The organism is Sulfurimonas sp. HSL3-2 (assembly GCF_039645965.1).
Taxonomy (GTDB): domain Bacteria; phylum Campylobacterota; class Campylobacteria; order Campylobacterales; family Sulfurimonadaceae; genus Hydrocurvibacter; species Hydrocurvibacter mobilis.
On record NZ_CP147917.1, the window covers coordinates 1342587 to 1356560 of the forward strand.

The following is a 13974-nucleotide window of genomic DNA, read 5'->3' on the forward strand; positions in this document are numbered from 1 at the left end:
AAGAGGGAAAGTTTGCTTAAGAAGGCTATGCTTCTTAAACAAAAAGTGAAATATCATAATTTTTATTACACTCTTTTAAAGCGCGGTATGCTTTAAAATAGATGTATTCATCAGGCTGAGAGTTATCTAGTATCTCATCTGCCGGTGAAAGCATCTCTAAGTCGTAAAGCGTATAAAGATATCCACCCATAGCTTCTTCACACTTATCACTTAAAAGTTCGAAAAGCTTGATTCTCTGTTCAGGAACCATGTTTTTTGACAATATATGTGAAGCTTCAATAAAATCTTTCTCTTTAAGTTCAAGAAGAGAAAATAGTTCTATTAACGATTCATTTGTGATTTCCAATGCATCTTTATCTACATTAATACGAGATAAGATGTTGTTAAGAGCTTCTTTACTCATAAACTCTTTATATTTTTCGATCACGCTTGACGAAGCGACTTTTGATAAATCGGCATAAGCCTTCATACAAAGTTCTTTCGGATATTTTGCCGGTTTATTTAAGATATCTTCCGCAGAAAGTTCTTTTGCGTCATATCTATTTTTGCTGTTTAAAACGACAAGTTCATTATCAGACTGCAGTCCGTATTTTCTAAGGTCGACTACTTCGCCCTCTTTGATCTTATTGATGATCTCCAGAGTAGCAGAAAGTTTCTCATCATCGATCTCAGTGATCTCCGTGTTTGTATATATAGAGACGTTGTCCAATACTTTTCCCAACTGCTTATATCTCTGAGTTTTAAATTCATAATGACGATTTTTTTTGCCAAGTAAAGCATCGCTGATAGAGTTGATCAGTTTTTCATAATCTTTCTCATACTTTCTTAGGTTCAAAGTACCGACTAATGAGTAAAAGCTCATATGTAAAACGCTTGCTAAATAAAGTAAAATTACAGGTAATACGACTAAAACAGCAACAGGTAAAGATGGCAGAAGGATTCCGAAGAACTCCATTTGAATACTTTGTTGTGACACAAAAGCATATACATACCATCCTAGTAAAATTGCAAATAAACTTACTGCTATAGTGTAGCGTTTAATATACATATCTCTTTCCTTATTTTGATTCTTTTTTCTCCGCGATCTCACGGCAATCTATACAATATTTTGCATGAGGTTTTACTTTTAAACGAGGGATACTGATCAGTTCCTCACACATCTCACATCTTCCGTATGACTGAGACACTATCTTATGTAAAGAGACCTCTATTTCGCGCAGCTCTTTGTTTTGTTGCTCACCTATTGCAGTCTCTACTAAATTATTATTGTTCATAACAGCATAATCCGCATCATCGTGCAACTCTTCTAAACGCAGCATACCCATCTCTTCTTCAACACCAAGAATATTTTTGATGATCTGTGTCTTACGCGTTTCTAACATCTCTTTGAAAAAATCAAGCTCACTCTGTCTCACTAATTCCCCCGTTATTTATGGTATGGATGGTTCGATAAAATTGAAAACCCTCGATATATCTGCTCCAGCAAAACTGCCTTCGCTATCTTGTGACTCATTGTTATCTTCCCTAGACTTATCACCTTATCAGACTTTTGTAAAAACTTGTCCTCAAGGCCGTAAGCTCCACCAATATAGAATTGAACGGACATTTTACCATCTAATAGCTTACTAAATTCAAAACTGTCGATTAATTTTCCATCAGGATGTAACGAAACTACATATCCGTTGTTTAAATATTGTTCAAAACTCTTGGTATACGCGGCTTTTGAGGCATCTGGTCCAATATTGTGCGCTTTAGTGATATCTTTGGAAAATAGCTCGATATCATTCACTTTTGCAAATCGAGATATCATTTTTTCTAATTCTTTGTACAAAGGATCATAAGTCGAACGCTCTTTTTTTGCTATTGAGATGATATCTATATTCATAAAAGCCCGCTGCCTATTACGTGATAAGTGATATTTTTAAATTTGTCATCCAGTTTTACTCCGCCGATTGCTGCTACGGGATGAATAGACAACGATGCCAGTTCATCTAATTTATCGCCTAGAATACTATCGACATCTTTTGTTCCTGTCGCTCTAAAAGCACCCAGACCGATGTAGTTGAGATCCAGTTCATTGGCTTTTATTATCTCATCTTTATTATGCGTAGAGATACCGATGATCTTGTCTTTGCCTATCACTTCTTTAAGTATCTTTACCGCTTTTTTTGTATCGCTGTCAATACTTTGCAGATCTTCTTGACCTACATGAACGCCGTCACAAAACTGCGCTAATTCAAAAGAGTCATTGACTATTAAAAACCCTTCAAAAAGTTGTCTGAGTTGGATGAGTTGCTGTTTTATAAAGGAGATGTCTGCGGTCTTGTTACGATACTGAATCACTTCAGCACCGTTTTTTTTAGCTATTGTCACAAAATCTTCCAGAGAAAGATCGTTTCTATCCAATAGTTCTTGATCGCAGAGTGCGTAAAGTCGCATATTATTTGTTAACTAACATCTTTAAAAGATCCGAAAGTGTCTGTTTTAAGTCATTTCTATTGACGACCATATCTATCGATCCTTTTTCAAGAAGGAACTCTGCTCTTTGAAAACCTTCAGGAAGATCAGAACCGATAGTCTGCTTGATTACCCTCTGACCTGCGAAACCGATCAATGCTCCCGGCTCTGCGATGATGATATCACCAAGCATAGCAAATGACGCACTGACACCACCCATAGTCGGATCAGTCAAAAGTGAGATATACGGAAGTTTATGTTCTGCTAGTTTTGCCAAAGCAGCCGAAGTCTTGCTCATCTGCATTAAAGAGAACGTACTCTCCTGCATTCTAGCACCACCGCTGGCACTGATGATGATAAGCCCTTCTCTCTTTTGGATCGCACGGTTTACTGCACGTACTATCTTCTCACCCTCGACAGAACCGAGAGATCCACCCATAAAAGAGAAATCAAAGATGACTAACTGAGCACTCTCTCCGTTTATCTTACATTCGCCGCTTACGACTGAAGATTTGCGAGAAGTCTTAGAGTATGCTTCTTCAATACGTTTTGCATAACTTTTTTTATCAACGAACTTGATCGGATCTACAGGTGCAAGATTTGCATCATGTTCTATAAACTCGCCGTTATCCGCCAACAGTGCTATACGCTCTTTTACACCTACACGCAGGTGAAAACCACATTTTGGACAAACATAGTTTTGATTTTCAACCTCTTTATAATACATAAGTGATTGACAAGAGTTACATTTTATCCAGTGTGCAGGAGCTTCACTTTTTGTAGCTTGTTGTTTTTTTGAGCTTGAGCTAAAAAGGTTAAAAAGGTTCAAACCGTTTCCTTATTATATAATTTACATAATTTTTTAAATAAATCATCATCTTTTGATATTATGACTATCTCGTCATCTTTATATACATTAAGATCCTTACACATATAAAGACCTGCCTGCATATCATAGATGCGTATTGTACCAAAAAAGAGCATATATTTAACATAATGTGCATATGCCAGAGATAATGCTATGGCTCCCGGTGATCTGAATTTCATATTCTTTTCTTTTAAAAGTGCCGCTTTTTGCGGATCTGCATAGGCTTTTTCAACTATCCCTACTGATGAGAGAGAACTATTAGTCACTACATCAGTCTTACATGTAAGGTTATTCAAATATGTTTTATAAAACTCTTTTTGAGTTTTTATAAAGACTTCTGAGGATATGAAGTTTACAATGATCGCAATTAGGGTCTCATCACCCTTACAAAGTGCGATCGACGAACCGTAGTATGGAAAATTGCTCTTAAAGTTGTCACTTCCATCCAGCGGATCAAGATAGACCGTGTATTCGCCTTCGCCTATGACACCGGATTCTTCCGAGTCGATCTTTGCATGTTTTTGTAAATAGGAAACATAGATATCTTCAGCCATGATATCGGCACCGTAGCTTATATCACCGCCGGCACCGACCTCAAGTCTTTCATATAAAGAGGAGGTATTTTGTAGTAGTTTTTCTTGTATCTTGATAGATGCCGATATGGCATCTTCAATAAATGAGGTAAACATTATCCTAGAAGTGATTTAACTATACTTCTTGCTGCTTCACGGCCGTCAAACGCTGCAGTTACGACTAGGTCTGCTCCACGGTAACAATCTCCGCCTGCGTAAACACCTGAAGTAGTTGTCTCATGTGTTTCTTCATCAATGATGATTCCGCCCCATGAGTTTGTCTCGATCCCGTTTTCTGCTAAAAATGACGGTTTTGAAGGGTCAAAACCTAATGACATGATGATCACATCAGCGCTTACTCTGTATTCGCTGCCTTTGATCTCTTCCATCTTTTGACGTCCGCTTTCATCTTTTGCACCAAGAGTCGTCTTTACGACTTCTACCGCGATCGCACGTCCGGATTCATTTAAAACGATATCTTTAGGAGAGACGCAGAATGTAAAATCAACACCCTCCTCCATAGCATTTTTATACTCTTTTTGACTTCCCGGCATATTGTGTGCATCACGGCGGTATAGACATGTGACACTTCTCGCACCTTCACGTTTTGCAGTACGAAGACAATCCATTGCAGTATCACCGCCCCCGATAACCACGACATCAAGGTCTTTAAAGTCAAACTTTTTATCGTATGTCAGCTTAAAGTTTTTACGTTGGATGTTTGTAAGATAATCCATCGCTTTATATACGTTCGCTGCATTTTCACCCGAGATACCCGCTTTTTTACCTACAGTAGCACCTATACCGATGAACATAGCATCATGGTTATCCGCTATCTCGTCAAAAGAGATATCTTTACCCACTTCAGTATTTAGAACAAGTTTCATCCCTGCATCTTGAAGCAGTTTTACACGGCGGTCTACAACTTTTTTATCTAGTTTAAAGTTAGGGATACCGTAAGTCAGAAGTCCGCCTGCACGATCACTTCTTTCATACATAGTCACGGCTATACCTGAACGAAGAAGGTATGTCGCAGCAGAAAGCCCAGCAGGTCCAGAACCGACTATCGCCACTTTTTTATCTGTTGTGATTCCAGGGAATTCAGGTTTAAGACCGTTTTTAAATCCCTCTTCTACGATAAAAGTCTCGATAGAACCGATAGTGATAGCACCGTGTCCGTCGTTTAACGTACAGTCACCCTCACAAAGTCTGTCATGAGGACAGACTCTTCCCATTACTTCAGGAAACGGTGAAGGCTCGTTTGAAAGACGGAATGCAAATTCAAGATCTTTTTCTGCCACGCTTTTTAACCACTGAGGGATGTAGTTATGAAGCGGACATTTGTTAAGACAGTATGGATCTCCACACTGGATACAACGGTCACTTTGAGATGATGCGCGGTCTTTATCAAATACTTCATAAATCTCTTTAAAATCTCTTACGCGCTCAACAACTAAACGTTTTTCAGGATTTATACGTCCTGTATTTAAAAATTCTTGCATCTTAGTCTCCTTTATCAACGTTTAACGGTAATTTTTTAAGGTTTTTAGGGCGAACCAGCCAGAAGTTTCTTATATCTTCTCTAAAATTATCTAAAATATCTCTAGCTTTTTCACTTGATGTTTCAACCAAGTACTCTTTTAACAGACGTTTGAGGTAATGACGAGCTTCGTCACCGTCATCCGTATCTATTCTTACAGCTTCGACAAGTTCACGGTTTACATTCTCTATAAAGTCATGTTTTTTATCATATACGAATGCAACACCGCCTGTCATACCTGCACCGAAGTTGATACCTGTCTCACCAAGGATCACGACTATACCGCCTGTCATATATTCACAAGCGTTATCTCCTGCACCCTCTACGATCGCTAATGCTCCTGAGTTACGGACAGCAAAACGCTCACCTACGTTTCCTGAGATAAACAGTTTTCCAGAAGTCGCACCGTAAAGACATGTGTTCCCGCCTGCACTGAACTCTTCACCCTCGTTTTTAGAAGTAACGACTATCTTACCGCCGTGAAGACCTTTTCCGATATAGTCATTTGCAACACCCTCTAGGTATAAAGAGACACCGTTGATCAAAAATGCACCGAATGCCTGACCTGCGATACCTTTTAGTTCCATAGTAATAGTGTCTTCTTTAAGACCTGCATCACCGTAATACTGTGCTATTTCACCGCTTATAAGCGCACCGAAACTTCTATGGATGTTTTTGATCTCTTTTGTTATTCTAATCGGATGATCAGGATGCTTGATAGCAGGCATCACTTCATTTAAGATAGATTTTTCAAACGAGTTGTCGTCAAAAGGCATATTGAAAGGCTCTTGACAAGTATTTACACCCTCTACTTGGTGTAAAACCGATGAGAAGTCGAATTTTTGTGCGAACTTATCATCTACGACTTTAAGCAGATCGCTTCTACCGATCAGCTCTTCCATCGTTTTATAACCAAGACCGGCCATGATAGCTCTTACATCTTCAGCAAGAAGAGTAAAATAGTTTACCACTTGGTGTACGTGACCTTTAAAGAAATCATTTCTCAGTTTTTCGTTTTGTGTAGCGACACCCACCGAACATTTGTTTAAATGACAGATACGAAGCATCTTACAACCGACGATCGCAAGAACACCTGTACCGAATGCATAACTCTCAGCACCAAGCATCGCAGCTTTTACGACATCAAGACCTGTTTTTAATCCACCGTCAGTCTGAACTTCGACAAGACGTCTAAGATCATTTACTTTAAGTGCATTGTGAGCCTCGCTAAGACCTATCTCCCAAGGGTTACCCGCATATTTGATAGATGTTAGAGGTGCAGCACCCGTACCACCGTCGCCGCCTGAGATAATGATCTTGTCAGCATACGCTTTAGCGACACCTGCCGCAATAGTCCCGACACCCGCAGTAGAAACAAGTTTCACTGCGATACGAGCTTTTGGATTCACCTGTTTAAGGTCAAATATCAACTGTGCCAGATCCTCGATAGAGTAGATATCGTGGTGAGGCGGAGGCGAGATAAGCGTTACACCAGGGATCGTATGACGAAGACGTGCGATAAGCTCAGTTACCTTATGCCCAGGAAGCTGTCCACCCTCACCCGGTTTTGCACCTTGAGCGACTTTGATCTGGATCTCTTCAGCTGAACGAAGATACGCAGGTGTAACACCAAAACGTCCCGAAGCGACCTGTTTGATCTTCGAGTTACGGTCAGTATCGAAACGAACTGCGTCTTCTCCACCTTCTCCCGAGTTCGATTGTGCACCGATCTGATTCATAGCCATTGCTATCGTCTCATGTGCTTCAGGGCTGATAGAACCAAGACTCATAGCAGCAGATGCAAAACGTTTGAAAATAGCCTCTTTTGGTTCGACCTCTGAGATATCTATCGGAGCTCTGTCAGATTTAAACTCAAAGAAATCACGAATAAATTTAAGACCACGGTTATTGACTATCGATTTGAACTTCTCAAAATCTTTTTTATCACCCGATTTTACTACAGCATGAAGCGAGTGGATAACGTCCGGACCGAAATCATGATACTCTTGACCGTTATAGAACTTGTAATATCCGCCAATTTTCAGAGGGAATATTTTGTTAAATCCATCCTCTTTATATGCCGCTTTATGGTTCTCTTGCAGTTTCGCATCTATATCAGCATAGCTAAGACCAGGAACTAAGATATGAGAACCTTCAAAACACTCAGCCGTAATATCTCTTCCAAGACCTATGATGTCAAAAAGACCTGTATTTCTATATGAAGCAACAGTAGAGATACCCATTTTTGACATGATTTTCAGGATCCCGGCATTGATCGCACCGTGAACAGATTTCAGTGCTTCTTGACAAGATGTACCGCTGTATTTTGTTTTTTCAAGCTCTTTTGCAACAGTGATGAAAAGCAGGCTTGGATATACTGCACTTGCCCCGTAACCGATTAGTACCGCAGCACTATGAGAATCCACGACTTCTGAAGTCGAAGCGACTATAGATACAAGATGTCTCAATTTGACTTCAAGCAATGCATGGTTTAAACGTCCCACTGCCATTGCCATAGGGATAACACGCTTTGTCTGACTAAGTTCTACGTCATCAAGAATGACAATACGTACGTTGTCATTCTTTACGCTCTCTATTACATTTTTTACAAGATCATCCAGTGCTGATTTCAAATCTGTATCATACGCTGTTGAAAAAGTAGCATTTTTATAGAAGTCTTGGTAACTCGGTGACTTTTTATCTCCAAAAGATTTTAAGACCTCAAGTTTTTCAAAAGTGATCACAGGTGAGATAGCTTTTAATCTATGTGCATGTGACGGAAGTTCACCAAGAATATTGTGAGCTTCACCGAACCCGGTATTTAAACTCATTACCACTTTTTCACGGATCGGGTCGATCGGCGGGTTTGTTACCTGAGCGAATTTTTGTTTAAAATAGTCAGTGAATGAACGTTGTTTATCACTAAACGCTGCAAGCGGAGTATCATCCCCCATAGAACCTACAGCTTCTTTACCGTCACGGATCATTGGTTCGATAACCTGTTCTACGACTTCATGAGTAATATTGAAATATCTTTGTCTTTTTATAAGATCTGACTCTTCAAAGTCACATTGACTTAAATATTGCTCTTCAACATGTTCTTGAAGATAGATCATATGCTCGTTAAGCCATTTCATATACGGGTTTGAACTTTTTAGATAATCATTGATCTGTTCATCTTTAAGAACTTTTCCGTATTTGAGGTCAAGACCGATCATCTGTCCTGATTTTAGACGTCCACGCTCTTTAATGTTATCTTCGTCGATATCGATAACACCGTATTCACTAGCGATCAATAACGTGTCATCTTTTGTAATAATATATTTTGATGGACGTAGTCCGTTTCTGTCAAGTACACATCCGATGTAACGACCGTCAGTCAGTGAGAATGCCGCAGGACCGTCCCATGCTTCAAATACAGTCGACTGATACTCGTAAAACGCGCGAAGCTCAGGATCCATATGCGGAGCGTTCTGCCAAGCACTAGGGATGACAGCACGAGCAGCTTTAAAGAAATCCATACCGTTTACAAGAAGGAATTCTAAAAAGTTATCCGCACTTGCACTGTCAGATGATGCAGGCTGAAGGATCGGAAGTATGCGAGAAAGCTCTTCATCTGTAAACACTTCACTTTTGATCGACTCAGATTTGATAGCTACATTAAATCTATTTCCCTCTACAGAGTTGATCTCACCGTTGTGTGCAACAGCACGGAACGGTTGAGCAAGACGCCATTCAGGAAGTGTGTTCGTCGAGAATCTTTGATGAAACAGTGCAAAAGAGATCTTGAACTCTTTATCTTGAAGGTCTTTATAGAACTCTTTGATATGCGTAGGCATAACAAGACCTTTATAAGACAACACTTTTGACGACATTGATGAGATATAGAAGTTTCTATCATCTGTAAGTGCGTGTTCACACTCTTTTCTGCTTAGATATAAAAGTGCATCGAAACGCTCAGATGCCATAATTGAATTTGAAGCAATAAATAGTTGAATAATATTTGGTAAAGTTTGTTTTGCCTGTTCTCCTAAAGCGTTAATATCTACCGGTACATCACGTACCAATACAACCTTTAGGTCATTTTTCATACAAATTTTTTCGATTACGTCTATTTGATCTCTGTTTTTTGTAAATACAGATGCTACGGCAAATTGATCCGGAAGTTCGATTCCTGCAGCCTGCGCTTGTTTACGCATAAATTCTACAGGCATAGATAGTAAAAGTCCGCTACCGTCCCCTGTTTTTCCGTCAGCTGCAACTGCACCACGGTGCATCATTCTTTCAAGTGCTGTAATGGCATTTTCTAGGTTTTCATGTGATGAGCGGTTTTTGATGTTAGCGATCAGACCAAAACCACAGTTATCTTTAAAAGATCTTAATAAGTCATTATATTCAACCATATATTCACTCCAAATTGTTATTTTTTTCAAATTTTCTTCAAAAAAAGAGAAAATTTAATCTATTTTTAAATAAACTTAGTCTATTTAGAAAAATTACGTGTCAATTGTATCTAATAAAGAATTAAAAAAGTATTTAATCGTAATAATATTGTTTTAAAAATTTAAATTCGTGTAAAATGGAAGCACACTATGCAGGGCTATATAATAAATATCAATCGGGCTAAAGATGAAGATCTTATAGTCACAATAATATCCAAGGATAACTTACAAATAGTTTATCGATTTTACGGTGCAAGACACGGTGTAATAAATCTTGGATTCAAGATAGACTATGAACTTGAAGGTTCGGTAAAAAGCTCCATTTCCAGATTAAGAGATGTGATCCATCTAAGTTTTAGATGGATATCCGACAGAAACCGACTAAGAGTATGGCAAGATTTTATAGCACTTTTTCATCAACACCTCAAACAAGCCGAAGATATCGGAGAGTTCTACTTTAAACTGATAGATGAAGCCGCACTGAAATGGGATAAACAAAATCCAAAACGTGTGGCCGTGGAATCTTACATCAAACTTTTAAGGTATGAAGGACGCTTACATGTAGAGAACAGATGTTTTTTATGCAGTGAGAATATTCCTGAAAAAATATCTGTAATCAGAGGCTATCTGCCTACGCATTTTGAGTGCTCACATACCTATGCGATCAATAAAGATGCTCTGAATGAACTCTTTGAAAACGACTCTTCACTCTTCTTAAACGACAAAGAAATCGACAGACTTTGGTACGTATTGCTTGAAGGATTATAAAGTTTAAGAAAAAAGAGTTTATCATATAGAAGTCATTATTTGAAATCAAGGGAAACAAATGAATAAAATCAATGAGTTCTTCACACAATACCTCGCAGAAACAATCGTCTTAATCTTAGTTATTTTTTTAGTCTTGCTTTATGTCATCATCAAACAAAGAAGCGACAAACCAAAAGACCTGAAAGAGCATGAAGAACCAGAGAAAGATGAAAAAAGACATATTAATATATTTAGCACCACTCCAGAGGAAAAAACTGAAGAAGCAGTAGAAGAAGAGGTGGAAGAAGAACTCCAAGAGCCTGAAGAGATAGAAGAAGTACCGGCTAAAGCAGAGGCTGCACCGGCTATAAAGATCATCAAAAAGAAGCGTGAGTTTGTTTCACACGGGCCAATAACAAAAGAGAGTTTTAATATTTTTGCAGGTTCAAAACTACTTGTCGCAGAAGACAATATGATCAACCAGAAAGTCATCAACGGTATACTCGGTGATTCCGGGATGATCGTAGTAATGGCAGATGACGGTCAGGAGGCTTTAGATATCCTGCAAAAGGACAAAGATTTCTCTATTGTCCTTATGGATGCACATATGCCTAGAGTCGATGGGTATGAAGCGACAAGACAGATAAGACAAGACAGCTCTTTAGATCATCTTCTTGTTGTTGCTCTAAGCGGTGATACTGCGGCAGACGACATCAGAAAGATGTACAATGTAGGTATGCAGGAGCATCTTGAAAAACCTTTAAAGATGGATAAACTTTTTGAAGTGATCTATTGCTATATCGACATGAAAGATGATCCTCAGTCTTCTGAACAAGCAGATGAAAACCGAGAGTACGATGAGATACTCAATATCGAAGAGGGTCTTGAGATCTGTGGTGGAGACAATGATCTTTATAAAGAGGTACTGTCTGAGTTTACGACTATGTATCAAGACTCCGACCAAAAGATAAAACTCTTTATGGCAAAAGATGACATAGATTCCATACAAAGACTCCTTTTAGACATATCGGGGATTTCTGCGAATATCGGTGCTGATAGATTAGCTGATGTCTCAACGGAATTTAGAGAAGTTTTAAACAACCACCAAGAAAATAACTACTTTGAAGCTGAAGAAAAATTCAAAGACACTCTCTCTCAAGTCCTTACTAAAATAGAAGCTCATATGAGCTAAACAATCTTTAGTCGCATAGACTAAAGAAAGCTAATGCAACTTGCATCTATTTACCTTTTTTTGATATACTTTCACTCAACTTTATATATCAAAAAAAGGAATTAATATGGCAAAACATAAGTTTCAAACTGAAGCAAATCAAATATTACATCTTATGATCCACTCTTTATATTCAAATAAAGAGATCTTTCTGCGTGAACTTATATCTAACGGCTCGGACGCATTAGATAAACTGAATATGTTAGTTCTGACAGATGAAAAATATAAAAATGTACAGTTCAATCCTCGTATAGATATCATACCAAACAAAGAAAACAAGACATTAACTATCAAAGACAGCGGTATCGGTATGAATGAAGAGGACCTTATAAACAATATAGGTACGATCGCTAAATCAGGTACAAAAGCTTTTATCGAAAGTCTAAGCGGAGATCAAAAGAAAGATTCTCAACTTATCGGTCAGTTCGGTGTCGGTTTTTATGCAGCATTTATGGTAGCAGGTAAAGTCGAAGTCGTAACGAAAAAAGCGGGTGAAGATCAAGCATTTAAATGGACAAGTGCCGGCGACGGAGAATTTGAACTTGATTCTGCTGAACGTGAAGGACATGGAACGACTATCACACTTTTTCTAAACGATGATGAGCATGAGTTCTTAGAAGAGCATAGAATCTCCAGCATAATCGAAAAATATTCTAACCATATCCCGTTCCCGATCTTTATGGACAAAGAGCACTATACTCCTGCAAAAAAAGATGATGACGGAAAAGAGATAGAAGCAGCAAAGACTGAGATCGTCAATGAGCAGGTCAATAAAGCAAACGCTCTTTGGACTATCTCAAAATCAGAGGTCAGCGATGACGAGTATAAAGACTTCTATAAAAGTATCGCTCATGACTCGACAGACCCTCTTATGTGGACACATAACAAAGCTGAGGGTGCCATAGAGTATACGACACTGTTTTACATCCCTTCTAAAGCACCTATGGATATGTATCGTGTTGATTATCAGCCTGGTATCAAGCTTTATATCAACCGTGTATTTATCACAGATGACGAAAAAGAGTTGATGCCTACATACCTTCGTTTCTTAAGAGGTGTGATCGATTCAAAAGACCTGCCGTTAAACGTAAGCCGTGAGATACTTCAAAACAATGCGATTTTGGCAAAGATCAAAAGTGCATCTGTGAAAAAAGTTTTATCAGAACTCTCAAAAATGGCTAAAAACGATGCAGAAAAATATGATACTTTTATAAAAGAGTTCGGTAATGTCTTAAAAGAGGGTCTGTACTCTGACTATGCAAACCGTGAAAGGATCTTAGACCTTTTAAGATTCAGCACACTCAACTCAGATGAGAAAACATCTCTTGAAGAGTTCGTTAAAAATGTCGATGCTGAGAAAAAAGAGATCTATTATATCACGGCAAAATCGACTGTAAGCATGCTTAAAAATAATCCTGCACTTGAAAGATTTAAAGCAAAAGGGATCGATGTACTTATTTTAAACGAAGAGGTCGATACGATCGTCTTCCCAATGGTAAACGAATACAAAGAGTATAAGCTTGTAAATGTGACCGACGCTAAATTTGAAGAGAGCGAAGAGGATAAGAAAGCAAAAGAGGAAAGTAAAAAAGAGTATGAAGCGTTAACAAAAGAACTTAAAGATACTCTCGGTGAAGATATCAAAGACGTTGAAGTCACATATGACCTTACAGACTCTGCCGTTGCTATAAAAGAGGATAAAGAAGATCCTTCATATATGATGGCACAGATGATGAGACAGATGGGTCAAGGCGGTGATATCCCGATGCCAAAACCGATCCTTCAGATCAATCCAAATCATGAATTGATCAAGAAGCTCAAAGACTCTGCTGACCAAAATCTTATCAGCGACGCTGCACATGTACTGCTTGATCAGGCAAAACTGTTTAACGGTATGGAGATAGATGATCTGCCTTCATTTATCGCTAAGCTTAACCGCATCATCACAAAAGCACTCTAAGCTAAAGGAACTTTTCCTTTAGCCCTCCCTTTTACAAAAACTCTCATCTGCTACAATTATCTTAAAAATCATTATAACAAAAATGTGATTTTGTCAACTCTTCTATTGTATATTTTATAATCAAAATGCAAATTACATACTCAAAATAATGTTTATT

11 protein-coding genes are annotated in these 13974 nt (G+C 38.4%); 3 read left to right on the forward strand and 8 right to left on the reverse strand.

Annotated features, from left to right (window positions below; all coding sequences use genetic code 11):
• Positions 1-34 precede the first annotated feature (34 nt).
• From WCX87_RS06685 to gltB, 8 genes are read right to left on the reverse strand one after another with little or no spacing between them, the layout of a single operon-like run.
• Positions 35-1048 carry a hypothetical protein gene (locus WCX87_RS06685; RefSeq protein WP_345978672.1) on the reverse strand — a complete coding sequence of 338 codons (1014 nt, stop codon included), beginning with the start codon at positions 1046-1048 and terminating at the stop codon, positions 35-37.
• A 10-nt stretch (positions 1049-1058) separates the two neighbouring features.
• A complete protein-coding gene (gene dksA, locus WCX87_RS06690; RefSeq protein ID WP_345978674.1) occupies positions 1059-1415 on the reverse strand; it encodes an RNA polymerase-binding protein DksA in 357 nt (118 codons plus the stop codon).
• A gap of 11 nt (positions 1416-1426) precedes the next feature.
• Entirely contained in the window at positions 1427-1885 is a 459-nt protein-coding gene (locus WCX87_RS06695; RefSeq protein WP_345978676.1) for a 23S rRNA (pseudouridine(1915)-N(3))-methyltransferase RlmH, read from the reverse strand.
• Positions 1882-2439, reverse strand: coding sequence for a thiamine phosphate synthase (locus WCX87_RS06700; protein WP_345978678.1), 558 nt, complete (start codon positions 2437-2439; stop codon positions 1882-1884). Before WCX87_RS06700 ends, WCX87_RS06695 begins: the two co-directional genes overlap by 4 nt.
• A gap of 1 nt (position 2440) precedes the next feature.
• The gene (gene accD, locus WCX87_RS06705; RefSeq protein ID WP_345978680.1) at positions 2441-3286 is read right to left on the reverse strand and encodes an acetyl-CoA carboxylase, carboxyltransferase subunit beta; all 846 of its coding nucleotides are present in this window, start codon (positions 3284-3286) and stop codon (positions 2441-2443) included.
• On the reverse strand, positions 3283-4014 hold the full coding sequence (locus tag WCX87_RS06710) for an inositol monophosphatase family protein (protein WP_345978682.1): 732 nt from the start codon (positions 4012-4014) through the stop codon (positions 3283-3285). The genes accD and WCX87_RS06710 overlap by 4 nt, the downstream gene beginning before the upstream one ends.
• Entirely contained in the window at positions 4014-5399 is a 1386-nt protein-coding gene (locus WCX87_RS06715; protein ID WP_345978683.1) for a glutamate synthase subunit beta, read from the reverse strand. Before WCX87_RS06715 ends, WCX87_RS06710 begins: the two co-directional genes overlap by 1 nt.
• A gap of 1 nt (position 5400) precedes the next feature.
• Positions 5401-9840, reverse strand: a complete 4440-nt coding sequence (gltB, locus tag WCX87_RS06720) for a glutamate synthase large subunit (RefSeq protein ID WP_345978685.1) — start codon at positions 9838-9840, stop codon at positions 5401-5403.
• Positions 9841-10029: 189 nt separating this feature from the next.
• Here gltB and recO point away from each other — a divergent pair, with 189 nt between their 5' ends.
• From recO to htpG, 3 genes are all read left to right on the forward strand, one after another.
• Positions 10030-10647, forward strand: a complete 618-nt coding sequence (gene recO, locus WCX87_RS06725) for a recombination protein RecO (protein WP_345978686.1) — start codon at positions 10030-10032, stop codon at positions 10645-10647.
• A gap of 58 nt (positions 10648-10705) precedes the next feature.
• Positions 10706-11818: a response regulator gene (locus WCX87_RS06730; RefSeq protein WP_345978687.1), complete on the forward strand. Its 1113-nt coding sequence runs from the start codon at positions 10706-10708 to the stop codon at positions 11816-11818.
• A gap of 106 nt (positions 11819-11924) precedes the next feature.
• Positions 11925-13817 (forward strand): molecular chaperone HtpG, encoded by a 1893-nt coding sequence (gene htpG, locus WCX87_RS06735; protein WP_345978689.1) that lies wholly within the window; start codon positions 11925-11927, stop codon positions 13815-13817.
• Positions 13818-13974 lie beyond the last annotated feature (157 nt).

Excerpts from the sequence above, each read along its gene's own strand:
- WCX87_RS06715 (WP_345978683.1), bottom strand. The coding sequence starts at position 5,399 with ATGCAAGAATTTTTAAATACAGGACGTATAAATCCTGAAAAACGTTTA.
- WCX87_RS06700 (WP_345978678.1), bottom strand. The coding sequence starts at position 2,439 with ATGCGACTTTACGCACTCTGCGATCAAGAACTATTGGATAGAAACGAT.
- WCX87_RS06730 (WP_345978687.1), top strand. The coding sequence starts at position 10,706 with ATGAATAAAATCAATGAGTTCTTCACACAATACCTCGCAGAAACAATC.
- gltB (WP_345978685.1), bottom strand. The coding sequence starts at position 9,840 with ATGGTTGAATATAATGACTTATTAAGATCTTTTAAAGATAACTGTGGT.
- WCX87_RS06695 (WP_345978676.1), bottom strand. The coding sequence starts at position 1,885 with ATGAATATAGATATCATCTCAATAGCAAAAAAAGAGCGTTCGACTTAT.
- WCX87_RS06685 (WP_345978672.1), bottom strand. The coding sequence starts at position 1,048 with ATGTATATTAAACGCTACACTATAGCAGTAAGTTTATTTGCAATTTTA.
- WCX87_RS06710 (WP_345978682.1), bottom strand. The coding sequence starts at position 4,014 with ATGTTTACCTCATTTATTGAAGATGCCATATCGGCATCTATCAAGATA.
- htpG (WP_345978689.1), top strand. The coding sequence starts at position 11,925 with ATGGCAAAACATAAGTTTCAAACTGAAGCAAATCAAATATTACATCTT.
- recO (WP_345978686.1), top strand. The coding sequence starts at position 10,030 with ATGCAGGGCTATATAATAAATATCAATCGGGCTAAAGATGAAGATCTT.